Raw genomic sequence first — 24,358 nt, forward strand, 5'->3', positions numbered from 1 at the left:
AACCCACGGCAAAGCCTATACGGAATGGAACTCATAACAAGAATTCAAGGAGTGGATGTGAAAGGTGCGCTGGATGATGTGTTGTTGAAAACCCTGCTTGCCGCCGGCGCGCTTGTGCTTCCTGCCGTGCTGTTGCCGGGTCAGACGACGATGGCTGCCGGACTGACCCAGATTGATGGCGTTTTGATCCCCCAGACCTTCAGCCTGGCGTTGCGCGAAGGCATGAGCATCCCCCTGCTGTTGCACTTTGAAAAAAACAGCGGTGTAAAAGACGACCGCCGTATTGGCCATGCCTTTTTGTACCTCGAAAACGACCAACTAAAAATTCGCCAAATTACCCTGGAAGAGGGTGACGAGGGGACACCGCTGACTGCGGAAACCATCAAACAGCTGCAGGCGCTGCAGGAGGCCGCATTTGATCGGCAGCAGCGTATTGCGCTGACGCCCGACGCCTGGCTGGCGCTGGATTTCCGTCAGCTCAATTTACAGCTGGTGGTGAAAGCGTCCGCGATGGGAACCCTGCTCCGCGCGCGCTCCAGCGACATTGGCGCGTCGAGCGTCAATGCCGTCAGCAGCACGCTGGACTATAACCTTGGTATTTACGATAACCGCACCCGTGCCAGCGAGGGCAACACTTCCAGTTACCTGTCACTCAACAGCGTTACCGCTCTGCGCGAGCACCACGTGGAAGTGAACGGTTCGATTTACGGCATCGGCAGCGGCGACGAAAACGCTACGCTGTATAAGGCGATGTACGAGCGCGACTTTGCCGGCCGCCGCTTTGCCGCCGGCATGCTCGACAGCTGGAACCTGCAGTCGCTGGGGCCGGTCACCACCATCAACTCCAGCAAGATCTACGGCCTGTCCTACGGTAACCGTGCCAACTCTACCGTTTTTGATAACAGCCAGTCGCTGACGCCGATCGTGGCATTTTTCCCATCGGCGGGGGAAGTGCACTTGTCGCGTGAAGGGCGGCTGCTCAGCGTACAAAATTTTGCCATGGGTAACCATGAAGTGGATACCGGTAACTTGCCTTACGGCATTTATGACGTCGAAGTCGAAGTGGTGGTCAACGGCAAGGTGGTAGATAAGCGCATGCAGCGGGTGAACAAACTGTTCAACCCCAATCGTGGTGCCAATGCGCCGCTGGCCTGGCAGTTTTGGGGCGGAATGATCCGTATGGACGACTGGCGCGGCGATAACCAACGTCAGCGACCGGCGAAAGATTCTTATCTGCTGGGTGCCTCTGCTACCGGCAACGTAAACAGGCTCAACTGGGCGCTGTCCGGCTATTCGTTTGACAGCAACGCGGTCGGTGAAAGCCGCATCAGCGTACCGCTCACCGAGTCGATTCAGTTCAACCTGCAGAACATGGCGGCCTCCGACAGCTCATGGAGCCTGGTTAACAGCGTCAGCGCAGCACTGCCTGGCGGTTTCAGCAGTTTGTGGATCAATCAGGAAAAAACCTCGATTGGCGACAAACTGCTGCAAAACGATGCATATAACCGTGCCATCGGCGGCACGATGAATTTTGGTGCGCTATGGTCGCCGTTGGGTAGCCTGAGTCTCAGCTACAACGACGATAAGAAGAACAACAGTCATTACTACAACGCCGATTATTATCAAAATGTGTTTACTGGCCGTTTTGGCACGCTGGGCGTACGCGCCGGCATACAGCGCTATAACAACGGTGGCTACAGCGCAAATACCGGTAAATATATTGCGCTGGACTTCTCTTTGCCGATGGGCAATTGGCTCAGCGCTGGAGTTTCCAATCAAAACGGCTATACCACGGCTAACCTGGCGGCGCGCAAGGATATTCAAAACGGGCCGATCCGCACCCTCGGCGCCAACCTGTCGCGGGCGATATCCGGGGACACCAACGGCGATAACAGCCTGAACGGCGGTGCATACGCGCGCTTTGATACCAAATATTCCGCCGGTACGGTCAACGTCAGCAGCTCCGCCGACGGTTACGTCAACTCAAGCCTGTCCGCCAGCGGCAGCGTGGGTTGGCAGGGGCGTGATATTGCGGCCAGCGGCCGAAGCGAAGGCAATGCGGGCATCATCTTTAATACCGGTATTGAAAACGACGGCATGCTGACCGCCCGGGTCGACGGACGGACGGTCAAGCTGACCGGCAATAAAAACTATGTGCCGTTGTCGCCGTACGGTCAGTACGAAGTGGAGTTGATGAACAATAAAAACTCGGCGGAAAGCTTCGATATCGTCACCAAACGCAAGAGCAAGCTGACGCTGTATCCGGGTAACGTGGCGGTGATCACGCCAGAAATCAAACAGATGGTGACGGTGTTCGGTCGCATCAAGGCTGAAGACGGCACGCTGCTGGCCAACGCCTATATCAAAAACCATATCGGGCGCACCCGCACCGATGACAAAGGCGAATTCATTATGGACGTCGATAAGAAATTCCCGGTTATCGACTTTACGCATAGCGGTAACCAGAGCTGCGAAGTGGATCTGGATCTGAGCAAGGCTCAGGGCGCCGTGTGGGTCGGTGACGTGGTCTGTACCGGGCTGAAAACCTATGCCGGCAACAATATGCAGGCAGGAGAAACGATCAATGAAGGCTAAAATTGCGCTGCTGCTTATGCTGTGGGTGGCCCTGCCGTTGCGTGCAGCGGTTACCGTTACCAACTGGCCAAACGCCGCGACCGTGAAGTTCGTGTTCGTTGAAAACAACGCCGACGACAACTTTTTCGTTACGCCGTCCGGGGTGCTGGATCCGCGCATGACCGGTGCGAATAAATGGACCGGCCTGAAATACGGCGGCTCCGGCACCATTTATCAGCAGAGCCTGGGCTATGTGGACAATGGTTATAACACCGGCCTGTCGGCGAACAACCGCTTTGACATGTGGCTGGAAAATGCCCCGATAAAAAATCCGTTCCTCGGCCTGCGCTGCATTAACTGGTATGCGGGCTGTAATATGGACACCAGCCTGATCCTGCCGCAAAGCACCGATGAAAAAGGGTTTTATGGTGCGGTGGTGACGCCGGGCGGCGCAAAATGGATGCACGGCATGATGTCGCCGAGTTTCTACCAATATTTACAGCAGATGGCCCCCGGCGATGCATTCAGCATGCAGATTAATAGCTGCCAGACCTCGGCCACTTATGATGCCGGCGCTGGGGGACGGTGCCAGAACCAGGCCAGCGGTAATTGGTACAAACGCACCGTGACCCACAGCAAGGCCGCGCATCTGCGCTTTATCAACACCAACGCGGTATCGGAAGTGTTTGTTAACAGCGACGGCGTGCCGATCATCGGTGAGGGGAATGCCGACTGTAAAAACCAGACTATCGGTGCGCGCGCCGGCATCATGTGCAAAATGGTCAGCTACGATCTGCAGACCGATGGCAGCGTCAGCAATACCTCGATTCACGTGTTCCCGGCCATTAACCATGCGGCGCTGTCCTCGGCGGTTAACGCCGCCGACCTGCAGTTCAGTCTGAACGGCAACACCTGGAAAAACACTTCCGGTACCGGCAGCTATTACACCTTTAACGAGCTGAAAAGCAGCAATGCCATCTACGTCTTTTTCGCCAGCAACTTCTTTAAGCAGATGGTGAAGCTGGGGATCTCCGACAGTGGCACTCGCGACCTGATTAACTTCCGCTTCCAGAACACCACGTCGCCGGAGTCCGGCTGGTATGAGTTTTCCACCTCAAACCAGCTGATTATTAAACCGCGCGATTTCAGCATTAGCATTATTTCTGACGACTATGACAATACCCCCCATCGTGAAGGTTACGTTGGACCGGGTGAGCCACCACTGGAGTTTACTTATATTGTTACCACCAGTGGTAAAACCGCTGCCGATGAGGTGAGAGTCATGGCCACCGGCCCGACACAGGCCCTCAGCGGCAGAAGCTACTGCATTTTTTCCTCGGCGGATAACAGCACCAAAGTACCGTTCCCGGCGACGCTGAGCATCACTACCAGCACCAACGGGCAGCAGGATTATGACGCCGGCTGCGACGGGCAGTGGCATGACATGACGAATGCGTTATGGAGCAGTACGCCGTGGAATGACATTTCCGGCGAGGTAGGGGTGTTAAACAAAACACGGGTGAAATTCAGTATCCCGATGAATAACCCGATTTCACTGAGGACGATTGAAGGCAATGGTTGGTACGGCGACGTTAGCGCCGCCGGGGAGATCCATGTTGAAGCCACCTGGCGCAACATTAACTAGGGGAAAGGCTGTGAGAAGCTTGCTGCTCGGGCTGTTGTGCCTGCCATTTTATGCCAGCGCGATTAACGTTGGCACCCTGACGTTCGCGATGGATCAGGACCAATCCTTCACCGCCAAGCGGGTGCTGAACAATAACCGCAGCGCGCGTATTTATCAGGTGACGCTGCGGGCCATTGATCGACCGGGTGATAGCGAAACGCGGAGCAAACCGGCCGATGGCGAACTGCTGTTTGCCCCTCGTCAACTCCAGCTGCAGGCGGGACAGAGCGAATATTACAAGTTCTTTTACCGCGGGCCGCAGGATAACCGCGAACGCTATTACCGGGTATCGTTCCGAGAAATTCCGACCCGTTTATTCGATCCCGCAGGGCAAAAGGCGACTGGCGTGACGCTGGAGCCAATCGTGGTAATGGACACCATTTTGGTGGTGCGGCCGCGTCAGACCAATTTTGCCTATCGGCTCGATTCACAGCGCGGCACCGTCACCAATACTGGCAACACCTACTTCAAGCTGTTGATCAAGCCCGGTTGCGACAGTACCGACGAAGAAGGGGTAACCGAATACCTGCGTCCTGGCGATACTTTGACTCATGCCGGTATTCGCCAGAAAGGGCAGAAATTTATTATCTATAACGACAAATTTATCAGCATCGATAAAAGCTGCCTCAACGAATAATAACGCGCTAACGCAGCGGGATTGAGAAGCGGAAGCAGGCACCGCGTTGCGGTTGTTCGATCAGTTGGATATCGCTGTCGTGCAGCAACAAAATGCGCCGCACGATCATCAATCCCAGCCCGCTGGCGTGGCGACGCGCGCTGCTCAGAATAGAAGGGCGAACGAACAGATCGGCGCGCAGCTCCTGTGGGATACCGGGGCCACTGTCGTTAAGTTGAACCAGCACCTTGCCTGCCTGCTGCCAGAGACGCACTTCAATCTCGCCCCCCTGTGGCGTGTGGCGAATAGCGTTGTCCAGCAGGTTGGTCAACACGCGTTCAATCATGCTGACATCGGCGAACACCAATGGAATGCCCGGGGCGATATCAGCCAGCAGCCGTTGCTGGCGAGCCTCGGCTGCCAGCTCGAATTTCTGGAACACATCCTGCACCAGCTCACTGAGCGAGAACGGCTCTTTCTGCGGTTTCACCACGCCATACTCCAGCCGTGCCAGCTCGAACAGCTCCTGCGCCAGCCGACCGACCTTGCGGCTCTGCGCCAGCGCGATCTCCAGATAGCGTTGGCGATCGTTTTCACTCAGGCTGGCGGATTTTACCGACAGCGTTTCCAGGTAGCCGTGCAGCGAAGTCAGCGGGGTACGCAGGTCGTGCGAGATATTGGCGATAAACTCGCGGCGCTGTTGGTCCTGCTGTGAAAGCGACTGCCACTGTAAGGCGATGCGTTGCGCCATGCTGTTGAAGGCTTGCTGCAGTCGGCTGACCTCGTCGCGTCCGGCGGCGTCGACAGGCAGCGCGGCATAGGCCTGTACCGCAGCGATGCCGCCGCTGTCCAGCTCGCTGACCTGACGCGTAAGACGACGGATTGGCCGGGTGACCCAATAGAACGCGAATCCGCCGGCCAACAGGCTGAACAGCACCATCAGGCCCGATGACCACAGCGCCATGGAAACCGCAGAGCTAAACAGCGCGTTGCTGGCCAGCGCGTCGTAGTCTTCGCCCAGCAGCACCACGTACAAATAGCCTTCAACCTGACCATTGACCTTCAGCGGTGCGGCGCTGAACACTTTTCTGGCATTCGGGTTGCGCGGGTCATCGCCGTAAACCGGCATGCTGGCGCCATCGAACAAGGCCTGCAGCGGCAGCAGATCCACTTTCTGGCGTTTCAGGTGGCCGGCCGGCGCGGCGTTGCCAATGATATTGCCCTGTTTGTCGAGCAGGTAGACCTCAACGCTGGGGTTTACCGCCATCAGCTGATCGAACAGGCTGTGAACCGAGGGGGCGTTCAGCCCGTTTTGCCCCAACAGCGGGTTACTGTCGGCAATGTGCTGCGCCAGATTACCGGACAACCGCTGGATCACCGCCTGGCTGTACTGGGTACTGCTGCGCACCTGCATCCAGCCGGATATGGCGCAGCTGACCACCATCAGCAGTGCGAAGATCAGGGTCAGACGTTGCGTTAACGTAAGGTTTTTCATGATTCACTCTTGCGGCGCTGCCGCGAATTTGTAGCCCATACCCCACACGGTGAGGATGCGCTCGGGTTCCGCCGGGTTGCTTTCAATCTTGATGCGCAGCCGGTTGATGTGGGTATTCACGGTGTGCTCATAGCCTTCGTGCTGATATCCCCACACCTGGTTGAGCAGGCTCAAGCGGGAAAAGACCTTGCCGGGGTGTTTGGCAAAAAAATACAGCAGGTCGAATTCACGCGGCGTCAGGTCGATGGCTTGATGATTCAACAGTACTTCACGCGCAATCGGATCGATGGTCAAGCCGTCAAAGCTCAAGGTGCCGGCGTCCATTTTCAGGTTGCGGCTCATGGCTTCCTGACGGCGAAACAGTGCCTTAACCCTGGCCACCAGTTCCAGCATCGAAAAGGGTTTGGCGAGGTAGTCGTCGGCACCGAGTTCCAACCCCAGCACGCGATGTACCTCGCTGGATCGCGCGCTGGTGATGATGATCGGCGTGTAGCGCGTCATGTTGCGCGCGCGGCGGCAGATCTCCAGCCCATCGATCCCCGGTAGCATCAAATCGAGGATCAATGCGTCCCAGCCGCCCTGTTCCAGCATCGCCATCCCCAGATTGCCATCGGCGGCATGGCTGATGTCATAACCCTCGTCGCGCAGATGTAACTGCAGCAGCTCCGCGATATTGCCGTCATCCTCGACGATTAAAATTTTCTTTGGCTTTTCCATTCTCTCACCGCTGATTGCCAGGCCTTAGTGAAGTCTACACAACCACCGGAGCCTGAGTTATCACATTTTATTTAACTTTGCGTGAGGTCTTGGGGAACAAATCGGACGGATACTCAGCCCATCGAAACCGCCACCGTCAGGAGAGACGTCATGGCCATGTCCATTACGCCGGAGAAACCCGCACTGATCCACCCGCTGTGGCTGCGCCTGACGCATTGGTTGAATGCGTTGGCGATGCTGATCATGGTCACCAGCGGGTGGCGCATCTACAACGCTTCCCCGCTGTTCAACTTCAGTTTTATCAATGAGCTGACGCTAGGCGGTTGGTTGGGTGGGGCGCTCCAATGGCACTTCGCCGGCATGTGGCTGTTTGGGATCAACGGGTTGTGTTATCTGCTGATCAATCTGTTCAGCGGCCGTTTGAAACGCAAATTTTGGCCGCTCAGCCCAAAAGCCTTGTTGAGCGATCTGCTGGCGGCGCTACGGGGCAAACTCGGTCATAGCGATTTGCGTCATTACAACATGGTACAGCGAGCTGCTTATCTGTTTGTGATGGTGGCAGGCGTAGTGATGGTGATATCTGGCCTGGTGTTGTGGAAGTCGGTGCAATTTCCGCTGCTGCGCGAATTGCTCGGCGGCTATGAAGCGGCACGTTATATCCACTTTTACGCCATGTCGGCGCTGGTGGGGTTTGTAGTAGTGCACCTGGTCATGGTGGCGCTGGTACCACGCACGCTGTTGGCCATGCTGCGTGGACGTTAAGGAGAACCCGATGAAAACAGATAAACCCCTTATCAGCCTGAGTGAAGGCCGGGAGATTGTCAGGGAAGCACAGCAGTTGTTGGCGCGCCAATTGACCTCCTCTTCACGCCGCCGTTTTCTGCGTAACGGGTTGACGCTGGGTGGCATTGCGATGCTCACCGGCTGTGACCTTAGCGACAACACCCATGTGGAACAGGCGTTGAGCCGTATCTCGCGCTTTAACGATCGGGTGCAGGGGTGGCTGTTTAACGCCGACCATTTGGCACCGGTGTATGCCGAGTCGCAGATTACTCGTCCGTTCCCGTTCAACGCGTTTTACGCCGAGGAAGAAGCGCCGGATATCAATGGCGAGGATTATCGGTTGGAGGTCAGTGGGTTAGTGCTGAATAAGCAGCCGTGGACCTTGCCGCAATTGCACAGCATGACGCAAATCAGCCAGGTGACGCGCCATATCTGCGTTGAAGGTTGGAGCGCCATCGGTAAGTGGGGGGGCGTACCCTTTGCGCAATTTCTGCAGGCGATCGGCGCGGACCTGAGCGCCAACTATGTCAGCTTCAAATGCGCCGACGACTACTACACCAGCATCGACATGGCCACGGCGCTGCATCCGCAAACCATTATGGCGCTGACTTACGATGGCCAGATCCTGCCACGTAAATACGGCTATCCGATGAAGCTGCGCATGCCGACCAAACTCGGCTACAAGAACCCGAAACATATTCAGGTCATAGAGATCACCAACCGCTTTCCCGGCGGCTACTGGGAAGATCAAGGTTACAACTGGTTTGGCGGCAGCTAACGACGGCCCCAACTATCCCCGGCACACAGGTGCTTTTTAAATGAGAAAAGGAAATACCATGAAAAAGTTATTCGCAGTAATGATGTGTAGCGCGTTGATGTTAGGTTCCCTCGGTGCCAATGCCGCCGACAGCATGGGCAAAGACGCGATGAAAAAAGACGGCATGAGCCAGATGTCGCACGACGGTATGGCCAAAGACGGCATGAAAAAAGAGTGTATGGGCAAGGATTGCATGAAGAAAGACGGCATGGGCAAAGATGCCATGAAACATGATGGCATGAAGAAAGACAGCATGGGTAAAGATGCCATGAAGCATGACGGCATGAAGAAAGACAGTATGAGCAAAGACGCTATGCAAAAAGACGCTATGGGGCAGTAGCACCCCTGCCAAATCCGGCGGTTTGGACCGCCGGTCTTTTCAGCAACGTGAGGTATTTATCATGAAAAATCTTATCCTGGCAGTAGTCTTGACCTGCCTCAGCGGAACCGCTTTGGCTGCGGTGCCAGTAACGGCGGAAAACGCTCAACAACTGCAGAAAATCGGCATGGTTTCCAGTCTGGCGTCAACGTTAAATGACTTTGAGCAAGCGATCGCCGCAGATGCCAAGCAACAGGGAGCCAGTGATTATCATATTACCTCTGTCACCGTCAACAATCATGTCTACGGCACTGCGAATCTGTATAAATAGGGAAGAAGATGGCGGGATATAAAGAGCAAAGAAGATGAGAAGGGGCGCAGCCAGGCTGAGCCCCTTTAATTTTTATCAGATCACTCTCTCAGCAAAGGGCTATGCACGATGTTTAAAGATATTTAATCAGTAGTATAGTTGTCCTGCCAATTCGGCAGTATCAGGTTGACCATTTATTTTTATCAATGCATCATTGCTATCAAATATCTTGTTGTTGTTAAGATCGGCAACGATATATGTGTCTTTGTTTAGTAGACTATCCAACGTTGATACCACTCCAACCTTACCATTAAATATCAAAGGTAATGATGGGTTGGACAAGTATTCTATATATCCGTAGTCATCCAGTTTGTTTCCTCCACTTACTTTATCTGTGAAGGGTATCTTTTCACCAGACTTCTTCCCGGATATATAAATATTATCGTTCTTTAAACCTATGATGTCCTCAGCTGCATTGAAATCAAAAATGGTACTTGTGTTTTTTGAGTATGACATTATGTTGTAAAAATCGACGCCTTTACCACCAATTGCAGTCACTATATTATTTATATCGAAATAATCATCTCCGTCACCGCCTATAAATTTTGCTTCGCTATAATTATCGTTTCGTGCTGATTCGGATAGTGAGAACTTGTTACTTTCCCAGCCACCTAATACAGTGATTTTTTTGCCCATTACAGGGTTGATGCCAGAGCCTATTGAAATGTCGACTCCTGATGAGTTTGTAGCATCGACGAGCAAGTTTGTACTACCTCCGTAATTAATTACTGTTGTTACTAATCCTAGTTTATGTTCACCACTAATAACTATCTTGTTCACAATTGACGATGTGAGGTCTAATGATATAACGTTGTTATCGTTAGATTGACCGTTTGTATTTATATTTACGGTTTTTAAATTATCACCTAACAATGAAAATTCACCCGCTCTGACAAATTCTTTAGGGCCAGCCAAACCAGCTGGTTTATTCAGCCTGTCCTCACCATTACTCTGGTTGGTGAAGAAATTAAGCTCACTGACATCACTCTTGAATTTGAATATGTAATCTCCTCCATCGCCCGTAATAGGATTATTGCTATGGTTTCCAACGTAAATATTGGCTGCCTCTTTACTGACATTTATAACTGAAATTTTATCAGGTGTAGTTGATTGTTGTTGGTTAGTGACGTTGACAAACGAGAAACCTTTTTTTCCAATATTATGAATATTGCCAATTTTGTCGTCGATAAATGCATAGTCAAAGGTGTTACTTGCTATTGACGAGGATCTGACTACTGTACCATCAATTTGTTTTGTGTAGGTTAATGTGGATACTTGTCCATTATATTTATATAAATCAATCAATCCGAAATTTTTGAATTGGTTTAGATTGCTTGTGTACTTTACCGTTTGTGTGTCAGGAGTACCATTTAGACCTTTTACTATAGTGACTTCAGACCATAAGTTGATGAAGTTTGCGGAAAGCATATTGAACCCATCTCCGCCATCAGCTGTAAATGAGGCGTTTATTTTATTCCCTAAGTCGTTTGTATTGTTTCCTTTCCAGCCAAGGAAGTCATTACCGGAACCAAAGTAAAAGTGAGTGGGTGATTTCAAGATTTCATATAGTTCATTTAATATAATTAAAGTATTTGTATTCCCGGTTTCTAATTCAAGGATATGGCCTTCTATATTTATTGTGGAGAAGTTAGTATTCTTATATTCGGCCAGTTTTATCTTTGCTTCTTGATTGCCATTAATAATCAGCTCTTTAATGTTTGCAGCTAAGGAAAGGTCTACTGCGTTATTTGTTGTTAAATTTAGCGTGACATTTTCAAGCTGAGCTGACTCTGCCAGGCTGATATTATGTGATAAACCAGAGTTAACGGTACTTTCTGGAGAACCTATTTCTTTGTTTGTTAAAGTTGCTTGTTTTTTATAATTTAAACTTTCGGCTATTCTATGTGCGAACTGAAATTTGTCATTAAACTCATCTTCTGATGTTACTTTTAGCTCTAATAGGTCTTTTGTAATGGTTGATATTATTTTGTTTTTCTCTCTAAGGGAGACTAGATATTCTATAGTAGCGTTACTTGCGTCATGTCCATAAACGAAGTTATATATCTTTTTTGTATAAGATTCAATATCTAGGTGAGTTGATGTGCGGTTAAATTCCGATGTGTTTATTAGAATTTCTACCATTTGTTCATAACTTTTCCCAGAGGCTAGTTTTTGAGTCCATCCAAACAATCCCTCAGAGTTTAAATTTCTCCCTGCACCAGCAAGATACAATACGGCAATATATTCTTGATATTCTAACTTAGGGAGTTCTCCAGGTTTGTAAACATATGAAGCTGAAGCTAAATGTGCTTGGGCTATGAGGTCCTGTTCATTTGAACTTTCTCTTAATGCATTCATTATTATTATTGTAATTTCTGCACGAGAAGAGCCTGTGGATAATAAGTTAAGGTAAAAACTTAATTCAGTATCATTCGCTAAACGTTCAAAGCTGTTCTCGAATACTCTATTAATGAATGATTTTTCAGTGACCTTGCTTAAATACTGTCGACTGTTTATAAATTCCTCAGTGGCTTGTAGCAGTGTTTTTTCGCCATTGTTAATAAGTGGTGCCCAAAATTCTGTTACGTCACGGGTTATACCTGCACCTAATACATGGAATATGCCCTGAATATTAAAGGAAGCCTCTCCTGAAGGGGATATATTGGATGCTCCTGGGTACAATATAAGATTACCGTTGTCTAGGAAATGCTCTCTATCAGTTATACGCTGTTCAGGATAGTTGTACTCATAATCATCAGTGATAGACCAGTTGTCATTTAATTGAGGCCAGGGGGCCGTATTAGTAACAAGTTCATTGACGATACGGAAAAGATTATGGTTAAGGTCAAGACTTGAATCATTGGACCAGAGTTTAAACTCTATTTCTCCCATTTTTCGTCCATGGACAGATTCAAAAAAGGCATACATAACTTGGAAATTGTTATGATAATTTCCATATAAAGCTTTTGCCTCAGGAGTTTTCATGAGATCAGATATTAGTTTTTCAAGAACGATAGGTCCATTTTTTTCTAAGCTATCACTAAGTTTTTTGAGTGTTTTCTCCGTAGGACTTTTTTGTATTAAAGTATAATAAATACTTGCTATTTGTTTTTCATATTGTATTTGAGCCATGATTATACTCCGAATTATTAATGATTATCATTTTGGTAATTATTCTTTTAACTAACTACATACCAGTTATTGTGAATGTCATATTATAGGTGGTTATTTCACAGTCTGCCTTGTAAGTCGGTACAGGAAGCCTTTTTTTGTGTAAATGAGATTTTCCTTATGCTCATCTTGGGAATGATAAATGTGCTAATACGAACTCTTGGGAGAGGGATCGCATGATGAATTTCATGTTATTGAATTATTTGATGAAATCGAGAAGGATCTCTTGGGGGAATTATAGGATTTCGAACTGGGTTTTTCTTGTTAGCTCCCACTGTTATTAAAATAGTGGGAGCTATTGTGTTTTAACCCGGGAAGGTCAGGGTATTGCCCGGCGCCTCACGGTGGATATGCACAAAGTTCAGGTGTTTCTCATACTGATCGAGAATATCGCCGATCACCTGCTCTTTGCTGTAATCCATCAGGTCATTGCCCTGGGTGCCTTCCATCAGGAAGGTTTCCAACCGGTAGTAGTGCGACTTGCCGGAGCGGGCGCGATAGGTAAAGCCCGGCACCGAATAACGCTGTGGCCAGATCTGGTAGATGAAGTTCTGTTTTTCGCCCAGATGCACCAGCAGCTCCAGATGGCTCAAACGTTCATCTTCGGTCGGCGGTACCTCACTGAATTCCACTTTGGCACCGCGCAGTTCCAGCTCACGCGCCACTTCTTGCATTGCCGGTCGGCAACGAGTATCCAGCATTTTCTGCGTGTACTGCGTGCCAGGATAATTCATTACGCGCGACAGGCGCTGTTTCCAGTTGAGCACGTCATTGCTGGACACCGGCATTGGCGCACTGGTGTTCAACGCGCTGGCTTTGCGGTAATCCTCTACCCGCAATGACTTATACAATCCGGCCATCACGAAGAAGATCACAAAGCTGAACGGCAGGCCCATGATCACCGTGGTTTTTTGCAACGCGGGCACGCCGTCTGTCATCAGCATGCCGATGGTCAGCAGGCCAATGGTTATTGACCAAAAAATACGTAGCCAGTTGGGCGCATCGTTGTTGATGTCGCTCAGACGCGAGGTGAAGTTACCCAAAACCAGTGAACCTGAATCCGCCGACGTGACGTAGAACAGCAGGCCAGTGATGGTTGCCACCGAGGCGCTGAAGGTGAAGCCCGGATACTGAGCCAGCAGGCTGTAGAAACCGCGTTCTGGATACTGCATTACTTCCTGCGCGAAAGCGGCGTTACCGTGAATGATCTGATACAGCGCGCTGTTGCCGAAAATCGACAGCCACAGCAGGGTGAACACGAAAGGAATAATCAGCGTACCGACTACAAATTGGCGGATGGTGCGCCCACGCGAAATACGCGCCAGGAACAGGCCGACAAACGGCGCCCAGGCAACCCACCAGGCCCAGAAGAACAGGGTCCAGTTGTTCATCCATTCTACCGGACGATCGAAGGCGAAGCTGTTAAGGGTCATTCCCATAAAGCGGTTAACGTAGTCGCCAACGTTGAGCACCAGCGCATTGAGCAGGAATTCGGTATCCCCGAAGAACAGCACGAACATGATCAGCCCCAACGCCAACAGCACGTTGAGTTCGGACAGAATGCGGATGCCCTTGTTAACACCTGAGGTCACCGAAATGGTCGCCATGATCACCGAAAGCAGGATCAGCGCGGCCTGAACCGTCAGGTTTTCCGGAATGTGGAACAGAACTTTCAGCCCGTAGTTCAACTGCACTACGCCAATACCCAGCGTGGTGGCGATGCCGAAGATAGTGCCCAGCACGGCCGCAATGTCTACGCTGTGGCCGATCGGGCCGTTGATGCGTTTACCGAAAATCGGGTAGAGCGCCGAACGGATGGTCAACGGCAGGTTATAGCGGTAGCTGAAGTAGCCGAGGGCGATGCCCATCAGCGCATACATCGACCAGCCGGTCAGCCCGTAGTGGAACAGTGTCCACACCATGGCCTGGCGGGCGGCTTCCATCGTCTGGCCCTGGCCTTCCGGTGGCATCATATATTGCGTCACCGGTTCGGCGACCGAGAAGAACATCAGATCGATGCCGATGCCGGCGGCGAACAGCATCGCTGCCCAACTCATCAGGCTGAATTCGGGTTTCGACTGCTCTGGCCCGAGCTTGATCGAACCGAAGCGCGACGCGGCGATAAACACCACAAATACGATGTACAGGGTAGCGGCCAGCAGGTAATACCAGCCGAAGGTGGTTGAAACCCAATTCAGGGTGCGGGTGATCCATCGCCCGGAGAAATCGGTAAAAAAGATGGTCATCAGCGAGAAGGCCAGAATCAGCCCCGCCGAGGTAAAGAAAACCACCGGATTAAGGCCATCCTTTTGTGGTTTTGAGGAGGTTTCGCGTGTTGTCATCGTCTTCCTCTGTTTTTTAACAACTGAGTAAAATCGTGCCCACACACCAGCCTGAACGGACGCATCGGCGCCGTCCGGAAAAGTGCGGATATAAAGCCGCGGCAATCGCTATTCTGCTTGCCAAAGATTGCCGCTTTGCTTGTTAACGAAACAGAAAATCGTTTCGTGGTGGGAACCGCTTACAGACACTGATTTTGGTCAGATTCGTTAAATACCTCACAAAAATCAGCCAGTTCCACAACCGAAAAGTACATATTTGTAACCAAGCGGTAATAAAATATATGCAATTTTTATTGAACGTTCAATCAAAAAAAAGTTTAATAGTGAGCATGAAGACCAAGTTCAGCAGGTGAAAAGGGCGTGAAATCCCGCCGCTGAGACGAGGCCGAAGTCGGTTTTGTGAGAGTCGAATTATGCCAAAGGTAGGAATGCAGCCAATCAGAAGGCAGCAGTTGATAGATGCCACGCTGGCCGCGGTGAACGAAGTGGGAATGCATGACGCCACCATCGCGCAAATAGCGCGGCGGGCCGGAGTTTCCAACGGCATCATCAGCCATTATTTCAAGGATAAGAACGGCCTGCTGGAAGCCACAATGCGCTATTTGATTAGCCATTTGGGCGAGGCGGTGAAGCTGCGGCTACAGGCATTAAGCGACCAGAGCCCGGCATCACGGCTGCAGGCGATCGTCGCCGGTAACTTCGACGACAGCCAGATCAACAGTGCGGCGATGAAAACCTGGCTGGCGTTTTGGGCCAGCAGCTTGCACCAGCCGCAGCTTAATCGGCTGCAACAGGTGAACGGCCGTCGGCTGTATTCCAACCTGTGTGCCGAATTTAGTCGCCAACTGCCCAAGGCGCAGGCGCGACTGGCAGCCAAAGGATTGGCAGCACTGATTGACGGCCTGTGGCTGCGCAGTGCGTTGCGCGGCGCGGCGTTCAACCAGACGCAGGCGATCGCGCTCACGACCGAATACATTACGTTTCAACTCCGGGGGCAAACGCCACCCTGAGGATAACCCAAGGAGAACCTATGTCCCGTTTTGGCTTACAGAAGCTCTATATTAATGGTGCCTATGTAGACAGTACCGATGGAAAAACTTTCAACGCGGTTAACCCGGCGAACGGTGAAGTGCTTGCCGAGATCCAGTCTGCCAGCGCTGAAGACGTCAACCGTGCGGTGGCCAGTGCAGCCAGCGGACAGAAAGTGTGGGCGGCGATGACGGCGATGGAACGTTCTCGTATTCTGCGCCGAGCGGTGGATATTCTGCGCGAACGCAACGACGAACTGGCCGCGCTGGAAACGTTGGATACCGGCAAGGCCATGTCGGAAACCACGGCGGTGGATATCGTTACCGGTGCCGACGTATTGGAATATTACGCGGGTCTGATCCCGGCGATCGAAGGCCAGCAGATCCCGCTGCGTGACAGCGCCTTTGTTTATACCCGTCGTGAGCCCCTGGGCGTGGTGGCCGGTATTGGCGCCTGGAACTACCCGATCCAGATTGCCCTGTGGAAATCCGCACCGGCACTGGCGGCAGGCAACGCGATGATCTTCAAACCCAGTGAAGTCACTTCCCTGACGGCGCTGAAGCTGGCGGAAATCTATACCGAAGCCGGTTTGCCGGACGGCGTATTCAACGTGGTCACCGGCAGCGGCGCAGAAGTCGGCCAGTACCTGACCGATCATCCCGGCATTGCCAAGGTGTCCTTCACCGGCGGTGTAAAAACCGGCAAGAAAGTGATGGCTAACGCCTCAGGTTCGACGCTGAAAGAAGTCACCATGGAGCTGGGTGGCAAATCCCCGCTGATTATTTTTGACGACGCCTGCCTGGATCGCGCCGCCGATATCGCCATGATGGCCAACTTCTACAGCTCCGGCCAGGTGTGCACCAACGGGACTCGAGTATTTGTCCCCGCAGCGTTGCAGGCCGAGTTCGAAGCCAAAATCCTCGAGCGCGTTAAGCGCATTCGCCTGGGGGATCCTACCGATCCACAAACCAACTTCGGCCCGCTGGTCAGCTTCGCGCATATGGAGTCGGTATTACGCTTCATCGAAAGCGGCAAGAAAAGCGGCGCTCGGCTGTTGTGCGGCGGCGAACGTGTGACTGAGGGGGAATACGCCAAAGGGGCTTATGTGGCGCCGACCGTATTTACCGACTGCGGTGACGAGATGGAGATCGTGCGCGAAGAGATCTTTGGGCCAGTCATGAGCATTCTCACTTACCACAGCGAAGAAGAAGTGGTACGCCGTGCGAACGACACCACCTTCGGCCTGGCTGCCGGTTTGGTGACGAACGATCTGACCCGGGCGCATCGGGTGATCCACCAGTTGGAGGCCGGCATTTGCTGGATCAACACCTGGGGTGAATCGGCGCCGGAAATGCCGGTCGGCGGGTACAAGCAGTCTGGCGTCGGCCGTGAAAATGGCCTCAGTACGCTGGAACATTACACCCAGGTCAAATCGGTACAAGTCGAGCTGGGCGAATATATTTCCATCTTTTAAATATCCCCGTCGTCTTTCAAGCTACAGCGTTGTTGGCTGCGAACGCGGACCCCAGTCACTTACTTGAGTAAGCTCCTGGGGTTCCACGCTCTTGCCGCCTAGCTGTAACGCGAAATCCATAGGGGATAATCCTTTCTTGCATCCAAAACTGCCTTGATATATTCAGCATGCGATATTCAAGCCATTCGCATCATTCAGGCATACGAATATTTAGGAGATAATGTATGGAATACGATTACATCATTATCGGTGCCGGCTCAGCCGGTAACGTTTTAGCCACCCGTTTAACCGAAGACGCTGACGTTAGCGTATTGCTGCTGGAAGCCGGCGGCCCGGATTATCGGATGGATTTTCGCACCCAGATGCCGGCCGCGCTGGCATTCCCGCTGCAGGGCCGTCGTTACAACTGGGCGTATGAAACCGATCCTGAGCCGCACATGAACAACCGCCGCATGGAGTGTGGCCGGGGTAAAGGGCTGGGCGGCTCATCACTGATTAACGGCATGTGCTACATCCGCGGCAACGCGATGGACTTCGACAACTGGGCAAAAGCACCGGGGTTGGAGGACTGGAGTTATCTGGACTGCCTGCCATATTTCCGCAAGGCGGAAACCCGCGATATCGGGCCTAATGATTATCACGGTGGCGACGGCCCGGTCAGCGTGACCACGCCGAAAGCCGGTAATAACGAATTGTTCCACGCAATGGTGGAGGCCGGTGTGCAGGCGGGTTATCCGCGTACTGATGACCTGAACGGCTACCAGCAGGAAGGCTTTGGCCCGATGGATCGCACGGTCACGCCGAAAGGCCGTCGCGCCAGCACCGCTCGGGGTTATCTGGATCAGGCTCGTTCCCGTTCAAACCTGAAGATTGTCACTCACGCGTTGACCGACCGCATCCGCTTCGAGGGTAAGCGTGCGGTGGGCGTTGACTACTTGCAGGGCGAAAGTAACCAAATCAACAGTGCCCGAGCGCGTCGTGAAGTGTTGCTGTGTGCCGGCGCGATTGCCTCGCCGCAGATTTTGCAGCGTTCCGGCGTTGGTCCAGCGGCGCTGCTGAACCGCCTGGACATCGATCTGGTGCACGATCTGCCCGGCGTGGGCGAGAACTTGCAGGACCATCTGGAAATGTACCTGCAATACGCCTGTAAAAAGCCGGTGTCGTTGTACCCGGCATTGCAATGGTTCAACCAACCGAAGATCGGCGCAGAGTGGCTGTTCAACGGCACCGGCGTGGGCGCCAGCAACCAGTTTGAAGCAGGTGGCTTTATCCGCAGCCGCGAAGAGTTCGCCTGGCCGAACATTCAGTACCATTTCTTGCCGGTGGCGATTAACTACAACGGCAGCAACGCGGTGAAAGAGCACGGTTTTCAGGCGCACGTCGGTTCAATGCGCTCCCCAAGCCGTGGCCGGGTGCAGGTGAAATCGAAGGATCCGCGCCAACATCCGAGCATCTTGTTCAACTATATGGCGACCGAACAGGACTGGCAGGAGTTCCGCGATGCCATTCGCATCACGCGCGAAATCATGGCGCAGCCTGCATTGGACGAATACCGCGGCCGCGAGATAAGCCCGGGGCCAGAAGTGCAGACCGACGAACAGCTGGACGCTTTTGTGCGTGAGCATGCCGAAACCGCCTTCCATCCTTCCTGCTCATGCAAAATGGGCGAAGACGAGATGGCGGTGGTGGATGGGCAAGGGCGAGTGCACGGTATGGAAGGCCTGCGGGTGGTGGATGCGTCCATTATGCCGCTGATCATCACCGGTAACCTGAACGCCACCACCATCATGATCGCCGAGAAGATTGCCGATCGTATTCGTCAGCGCACGCCGTTGCCGCGTAGCACTGCCGACTATTACGTGGCCGGCGACACCCCGGCGCGTAAGCCATAACCCACATGCCCTCTCGCCGCTGAGGGGGAGGGCCGCTGTAGCAAGCAACCCCCTCTCCAATGTCCTTCCCCGAGGCGAGGGGGCAATTCATTCCCGTTATCTTTCACCTCAGCAGGTACAAACGTACCCCTTAAGCCGGCAGGGCGATCGCCTGATCGAAACTGTTTGGCGTCGCCATGCGCCACATGCGCGCATAAAAATCGCTTTCGATCTCTTTTTGCAGCAGTGCACCAGGCTCCAGGTAGTAATAGATGTCGGCGTAGACCTTGATTTCGGTTGAAGTAATACGGCGCAGCATATGATGCGAAGTCAACTGCTCAGGGCGGCTGACGCCCGCCGCGGCGAGCATTTCTGCCAGCGCTTTCACCGTATTCTGGTGGAAGTGATAAACGCGTTCGGCCTTGTTTGGCACCACCAGGGCTTTCTGTCGCAGTGGATCCTGGGTGGCGACCCCGGTAGGGCAGTGATTGGTATGGCAGCTTTGCGACTGAATGCAGCCGACGGCGAACATAAAACCACGGGCTGAGTTCACCCAGTCGGCGCCCAACACCAGCACGCTGGCGATGTCGAAGGCGCTGATGATTTTACCGCTGGCACCAATCTTGATTTTGTCGCGCAGTCCGCAGCCCACCAGGGTGTTATGGACGAATAACAACCCTTCGCGCAGCGGCATGCCCATATAGTTGGACAGTTCGAGCGGTGCTGCGCCGGTTCCGCCTTCTTTGCCGTCCACCACGATAAAGTCCGGCAAGATCTGGGTTTGCAACATGGCTTTGGCGATGGCGACAAATTCCCACGGGTGGCCGATACAGAGTTTGAAGCCCACGGGTTTGCCACCGGACAATTCACGTAGCTGCTGGATGAAATGCATCATTTCAATTGGGGTGCTGAAGGCGCTGTGCGAAGCCGGAGAAATACAGTCGACCCCTTCAGGTACGCCGCGCGTTGCGGCGATTTCCGCATCCACTTTTTTCGCCGGTAGTATGCCGCCATGTCCGGGTTTAGCACCCTGGCTGAGCTTGATTTCAATCATTCTCACCTGCGGTTTTTTAGCCTGCTCGGCGAAGCGTTGCGGATCAAAATGGCCGTCGGCGGTGCGGCAACCGAAGTAACCGCTGCCCAATTCCCAGACCAGGTCGCCGCCATTTTCGCGATGATAACGGCTGATACTGCCTTCGCCGGTGTCGTGGTAGAAATTGCCCTTTGCCGCGCCGAGGTTGAGGGCGCGAATGGCGTTGGCCGACAGGGCGCCGAAGCTCATGGCGGAGATGTTAAAGATCGACGCGGAGTAGGGTTGGCTGCAATCTGGACCGCCGATCGTCACGCGGAAGCTGGTGGGGTCAGATACCTCGACCGGACGCATGGAGTGCCCGATACATTCGTAGCCGGTTTGATAAACGTCCAACTGGGTACCGAACGGCTTATCGCCCATTTCGTTTTTGGCGCGTCGGTAAACCAGCGTGCGCTGGGTACGTGAAAACGGGATCTGCGCGTTATCTTCTTCCAGTAAGTACTGGCGTATTTCCGGGCGAATAAACTCGAAGAAAAAGCGCAGTCGGCCGATGATCGGATAGTTTCGGCAGATGGCGTGGCGTTGTTGGGTCAGATCATAAATGCCCAGAGCGCTCAGACCACCAAAAATGATCGTCGGTAGCCAAAACCAGGGGCTATGGGACAACAGCGCCAAAGACGCCAACGTCAGCAAAAGACTCAAGACAAGGCAGGTATAACGGCTGAATAATGATGACTTCATAACATCTCCTGATGTTTTTATTAGTCCAGACGACATGGCTCACAGAAAGTTTGCTGAGCGGATCCTAACCAATAGACAGGAGTGTTATGTGGCTGTTACTGCTTTATTGTTGATTGTTACATTAATTTAACGTTGAGTCCGCCCTTCAGGCCGCCGGGTGGCAGCCTGAAGGGGAGGAGGGAGTTACTTGCTGGCAACGAAAATACTGCTCATGCTGCGCAGACGCAGCTTTTTCATCGCACTGTATTTCTGAGAGAAAATCGTTTTGGGGTGGGTGCCGCGCTTTTGGGCAATATGCAGCAGGCTGTCACCGCGCAACAGGTTGAAGATAACGTCGCTTTCCGCCGGGCTAAGCTCGCGGGTTTTCTGCATTTTTATCCCCCCGGGCTCTTTGCTTTCCAGCAGGTTCTGTATTTTTTCCTGCAGCGAATAAAGTGGAATGCGTGTAGACACCAATTCAACGGAGATGCCCAGGATCGACAATAGTTTCACCACGCGTTCATCGTCATAAAACACCAACAGACGCGTTTTGGAGTTGTATTGCTGATGCAAAGACACCAGGCTTTCAATGACGTTAACGCTTTGCTCCAGATTTTGTGAGGTGAAGATCAGGGCGATGTCGTGCTTAATTATTTTCTCCGCCTTGGCGCCACCGTGCATAAAATCTGAAAACAGTCTGATATCGTACTTGCCGTAATGTTTTTTCAGTAACACCGAAAGGCCGACATAGCTGTACTTACACTCACTAATAACAAGGACATTGTTTTTAGACATAATGGCAAACACCCATAATGAGTTAAAAGTATTCAGCTGTAAGAAGCGAGTTCAAATCCTTGATGTCGGATTCCTTCCACAGCTTTCCCTGCAGTGCGTAATATGGCATTTCGTCCAGCCATTTTTTATGCTCGGGGGTTTCAACCCCTTCAATAATTACCTTGTAATGATTAAGGTAAAAAAAGCGCAATAAAGCGCGCATTAAACCGTCGCCGCCGGACTTTTTCATAAAGTCCCATAACAAAAAGCGGTCGAGTTTAACGAAGCGGAACTGGCTGTTATACAGCGCGGAAAAACCCGCATAGCCAGAACCAAAATCATCGAGCCAAAATGAATAGCTCTTTAGTGAAGGATCGCCATGAACGCGATCTTTAACCAAACGGGTTGAGTTCTCACTGATTTCGAAATGTATACAGCGAGTGGCGCTAATTCTTTCTGCAAAATGGCTATTGGCCAACGAACGCAGTGAATGGTCGTCTACATTCAGCGTGGCTATAACCTGATTCTCATGAAACCAGTGATTATATTTCTCTATCAGACTGACCTGGTCTAACAGAATCTCAATTCGGGTCTCGCTATCGGCAGTACGAAAGAACTGTTCAGGAGAGAAATGCGCATATTCACTATTAAAAGTGAATCGAGATAGGCACTCAACGGCCAGCAATTGTCCGGATTTTGCGAACATTGGCTGGAAAACATAATTAATTCCGTTATTTTTCTCTCTAAAAGAACTGCGCATTCCTCAATCCCTTGATTGATATGTAACTACCTGTTTTTTAACTAAAATTAATTCAATATCAGGCTGTTTATAGGTAAATGTCTTATTTGGTGCGACGTGATTGTGAAATGTCGCTTGCAGACCATTTAACGCGCATTTAGTCGTGAAGTCCAAAGGGCTCTAAAGGTAACAAAATGTAAATATACGGAATAATATGCTGTTAATCAGGCCTTAAAGAAAAATGTCTGACTGCATGACTTTCCAAAACACAGATTATTCCTATTCGATTGAATCGTCAACATCGATCGATAGGTATTTGTTGATAGTTTATTCCTATCAAGAGGGGGGTTATGAATGTTTTAAACGATTTAACAATAAGAATGCGCTTAGTCTATATTTCGTCCGGCAATGGGTTCATCGAGGCAACACTCCTTTTAAGCAAGGAGTGCTATCGCTGAGTGTATGCTCAGTGCCGGGGAACTATATATTCGTCTGTCACTGAATCGATTATTTTATTGTTTTTCTATGGAGCTGGAAATGAAAAAAGTATTATTGCCTTTGGCCGCGCTGGTATTGTCTGCTACTGCTTATAACGCTACTGCTGCAAGCGGCAACGTTAAATTCACCGGTGAAATCGTACAGTCCACCTGTAAAGTTGTTGATAAAGACCAGAATAAAGAAGTTTACCTGGGTAAATACCCTACTACCGCATTCCCAACTTCTGGTTCTACCAGCGGTGCTAAAGCTTTCGATATTAGCCTGGAGAAATGTGAAGCGGGTAACTACACCCTGCGTTTCGACGGTAACACCCCAGCTGGCCACCCAGAGCTGTTGGCTGTAACTGGCGGCGCTAACGGCGTTGGCGTTGAAATCCTGGATAACAACGGCGCAACTCTGCCAATCTCTCAGGAAGTTGCTACCCCAGCGACCGTTTCTGTTGCTGCTGATGGCGACAACCCAGGTTCTGCGACTTTCAACCTGCGCGCTCGTTATAAATCTTACCAGGATCTGGTAACTGCGGGTCAGGCAAACTCTAACGCTACCTTCACCATCGAATACAAGTAATTTAATTCGCTGGCAGGATAGATAGAGCTATTGGCCACGGACGGCTAAATTCTGAGAGTTGAGATATTCCGATGAAAAAAGTGCTTTCTTGTATTTTATTCGCGTTTTCCGTAAATGCTTTTGCCGGAATTCAGGTTGATTCGACGCGCGTAATTTATAACAGCGGAAGTAAATCCGCATCGCTCTCAATCAGCAATGACAGCGACGACACCTATATGGTGCAAACCTGGTTGGATACTGGCGATTCAAGCCAGATGCCGAAGAATTTACCGATCGTGGTCACTCCACCTATTTTAAAACTGGCTGCCAAAAAAGACGCAATTCTGCGCTTTATTTATTCCGGCAGCGGGTTACCGCAGGACAGAGAAAGTCTGCTCTGGGTAAACGTACAGGAAATTCCGCCAACGCCTAAGCAAGACAACGTGCTGCAGGTGGCGATCCGTACCCGTATCAAACTGTTCTATCGCCCAGAAGCCTTGAAGGCCAACCTGCAACAGCAGGCAGAGGCACTGAAATGGCAGCGTCAGGGCAGCAATCTGGTGGTGACCAACAATGGTCCACTGTTTGTGACGCTGGGTGTACTGACGCTGAAAAGCGGTGGCAAAAGCTGGAAAGTGAATGCCGACATGGTGAAACCGCAAGATAGCCTGCGGATTGCTCTGCCACAGGGCGCGCAGTCGGCCAACAGTATGTCGTTCACCTATATCAACGATTACGGCGGCCACACCGAGATTAAGAACGTTGCATTAAATTGATTTAAGCCCT

The 24,358-nt window shown here is 51.7% G+C and carries 19 protein-coding genes; 12 read left to right on the plus strand and 7 right to left on the minus strand.

Features of this window, described 5'->3' with window-relative positions:
• Positions 1–69 precede the first annotated feature (69 nt).
• From EBA31_RS06510 to EBA31_RS06520, 3 genes are read left to right on the plus strand one after another with little or no spacing between them, the layout of a single operon-like run.
• Entirely contained in the window at positions 70–2,595 is a 2,526-nt protein-coding gene (locus EBA31_RS06510) for a CS1-pili formation C-terminal domain-containing protein (protein WP_122080590.1), read from the plus strand.
• Positions 2,585–4,219: a hypothetical protein gene (locus EBA31_RS06515; RefSeq protein WP_115059434.1), complete on the plus strand. Its 1,635-nt coding sequence runs from the start codon at positions 2,585–2,587 to the stop codon at positions 4,217–4,219. Before EBA31_RS06510 ends, EBA31_RS06515 begins: the two co-directional genes overlap by 11 nt.
• Positions 4,188–4,895: a fimbria/pilus periplasmic chaperone gene (locus EBA31_RS06520; RefSeq protein WP_048761595.1), complete on the plus strand. Its 708-nt coding sequence runs from the start codon at positions 4,188–4,190 to the stop codon at positions 4,893–4,895. Before EBA31_RS06515 ends, EBA31_RS06520 begins: the two co-directional genes overlap by 32 nt.
• A 7-nt stretch (positions 4,896–4,902) precedes the next feature.
• Here EBA31_RS06520 and EBA31_RS06525 read toward each other — a convergent pair whose 3' ends face one another.
• Both EBA31_RS06525 and EBA31_RS06530 read right to left on the minus strand, forming a co-directional pair.
• Positions 4,903–6,369: a HAMP domain-containing sensor histidine kinase gene (locus tag EBA31_RS06525; RefSeq protein WP_020825944.1), complete on the minus strand. Its 1,467-nt coding sequence runs from the start codon at positions 6,367–6,369 to the stop codon at positions 4,903–4,905.
• A 3-nt stretch (positions 6,370–6,372) separates the two neighbouring features.
• A complete protein-coding gene (locus tag EBA31_RS06530; RefSeq protein WP_020825945.1) occupies positions 6,373–7,086 on the minus strand; it encodes a response regulator transcription factor in 714 nt (237 codons plus the stop codon).
• A 150-nt stretch (positions 7,087–7,236) separates the two neighbouring features.
• Here EBA31_RS06530 and EBA31_RS06535 point away from each other — a divergent pair, with 150 nt between their 5' ends.
• The 4 genes from EBA31_RS06535 to EBA31_RS06550 all read left to right on the plus strand — a co-directional run bounded on the left by EBA31_RS06535 (position 7,237) and on the right by EBA31_RS06550 (position 9,336).
• Positions 7,237–7,848 (plus strand): cytochrome b/b6 domain-containing protein, encoded by a 612-nt coding sequence (locus EBA31_RS06535; protein ID WP_020825946.1) that lies wholly within the window; start codon positions 7,237–7,239, stop codon positions 7,846–7,848.
• Positions 7,849–7,858: 10 nt separating this feature from the next.
• Positions 7,859–8,647, plus strand: a complete 789-nt coding sequence (locus EBA31_RS06540; RefSeq protein WP_020825947.1) for a molybdopterin-dependent oxidoreductase — start codon at positions 7,859–7,861, stop codon at positions 8,645–8,647.
• Between the two features lie 58 nt (positions 8,648–8,705).
• Entirely contained in the window at positions 8,706–9,026 is a 321-nt protein-coding gene (locus EBA31_RS06545; protein ID WP_046374101.1) for a pentapeptide MXKDX repeat protein, read from the plus strand.
• A 61-nt stretch (positions 9,027–9,087) separates the two neighbouring features.
• Complete coding sequence (locus EBA31_RS06550; protein ID WP_122077844.1) at positions 9,088–9,336, plus strand: YdgH/BhsA/McbA-like domain containing protein; 249 nt, start codon at positions 9,088–9,090, stop codon at positions 9,334–9,336.
• A gap of 126 nt (positions 9,337–9,462) precedes the next feature.
• Here EBA31_RS06550 and EBA31_RS06555 read toward each other — a convergent pair whose 3' ends face one another.
• A complete protein-coding gene (locus EBA31_RS06555; protein ID WP_122077846.1) occupies positions 9,463–12,507 on the minus strand; it encodes a hypothetical protein in 3,045 nt (1,014 codons plus the stop codon).
• A 344-nt stretch (positions 12,508–12,851) separates the two neighbouring features.
• Positions 12,852–14,888 (minus strand): choline transporter, encoded by a 2,037-nt coding sequence (locus EBA31_RS06560; protein ID WP_122077848.1) that lies wholly within the window; start codon positions 14,886–14,888, stop codon positions 12,852–12,854.
• Between the two features lie 413 nt (positions 14,889–15,301).
• On the opposite strand from EBA31_RS06560, the gene betI reads away from it, so the two are divergent.
• From betI to betA, 3 genes are all read left to right on the plus strand, one after another.
• Entirely contained in the window at positions 15,302–15,898 is a 597-nt protein-coding gene (gene betI / locus EBA31_RS06565) for a transcriptional regulator BetI (protein WP_046374098.1), read from the plus strand.
• 20 nt (positions 15,899–15,918) lie between these two features.
• Entirely contained in the window at positions 15,919–17,391 is a 1,473-nt protein-coding gene (betB, locus tag EBA31_RS06570) for a betaine-aldehyde dehydrogenase (protein ID WP_020825952.1), read from the plus strand.
• Between the two features lie 224 nt (positions 17,392–17,615).
• Positions 17,616–19,283, plus strand: a complete 1,668-nt coding sequence (gene betA, locus EBA31_RS06575) for a choline dehydrogenase (protein WP_122077850.1) — start codon at positions 17,616–17,618, stop codon at positions 19,281–19,283.
• A 130-nt stretch (positions 19,284–19,413) separates the two neighbouring features.
• Here betA and EBA31_RS06580 read toward each other — a convergent pair whose 3' ends face one another.
• The 3 genes from EBA31_RS06580 to EBA31_RS06590 form a co-directional block, all read right to left on the minus strand.
• Entirely contained in the window at positions 19,414–21,036 is a 1,623-nt protein-coding gene (locus EBA31_RS06580; protein WP_115059427.1) for an FMN-binding glutamate synthase family protein, read from the minus strand.
• A gap of 183 nt (positions 21,037–21,219) precedes the next feature.
• Complete coding sequence (locus tag EBA31_RS06585) at positions 21,220–21,810, minus strand: LuxR family transcriptional regulator (protein WP_020825955.1); 591 nt, start codon at positions 21,808–21,810, stop codon at positions 21,220–21,222.
• A 22-nt stretch (positions 21,811–21,832) separates the two neighbouring features.
• Complete coding sequence (locus tag EBA31_RS06590) at positions 21,833–22,549, minus strand: EAL domain-containing protein (RefSeq protein WP_122077852.1); 717 nt, start codon at positions 22,547–22,549, stop codon at positions 21,833–21,835.
• 516 nt (positions 22,550–23,065) lie between these two features.
• On the opposite strand from EBA31_RS06590, the gene EBA31_RS06595 reads away from it, so the two are divergent.
• Both EBA31_RS06595 and EBA31_RS06600 read left to right on the plus strand, forming a co-directional pair.
• Positions 23,066–23,593, plus strand: coding sequence for a fimbrial protein (locus EBA31_RS06595; RefSeq protein ID WP_012005952.1), 528 nt, complete (start codon positions 23,066–23,068; stop codon positions 23,591–23,593).
• A gap of 71 nt (positions 23,594–23,664) precedes the next feature.
• Positions 23,665–24,348 carry a molecular chaperone gene (locus tag EBA31_RS06600; RefSeq protein WP_020825958.1) on the plus strand — a complete coding sequence of 228 codons (684 nt, stop codon included), beginning with the start codon at positions 23,665–23,667 and terminating at the stop codon, positions 24,346–24,348.
• Positions 24,349–24,358 lie beyond the last annotated feature (10 nt).

Source organism: Serratia sp. P2ACOL2 (assembly GCF_003691565.1).
Taxonomy (GTDB): domain Bacteria; phylum Pseudomonadota; class Gammaproteobacteria; order Enterobacterales; family Enterobacteriaceae; genus Serratia; species Serratia liquefaciens.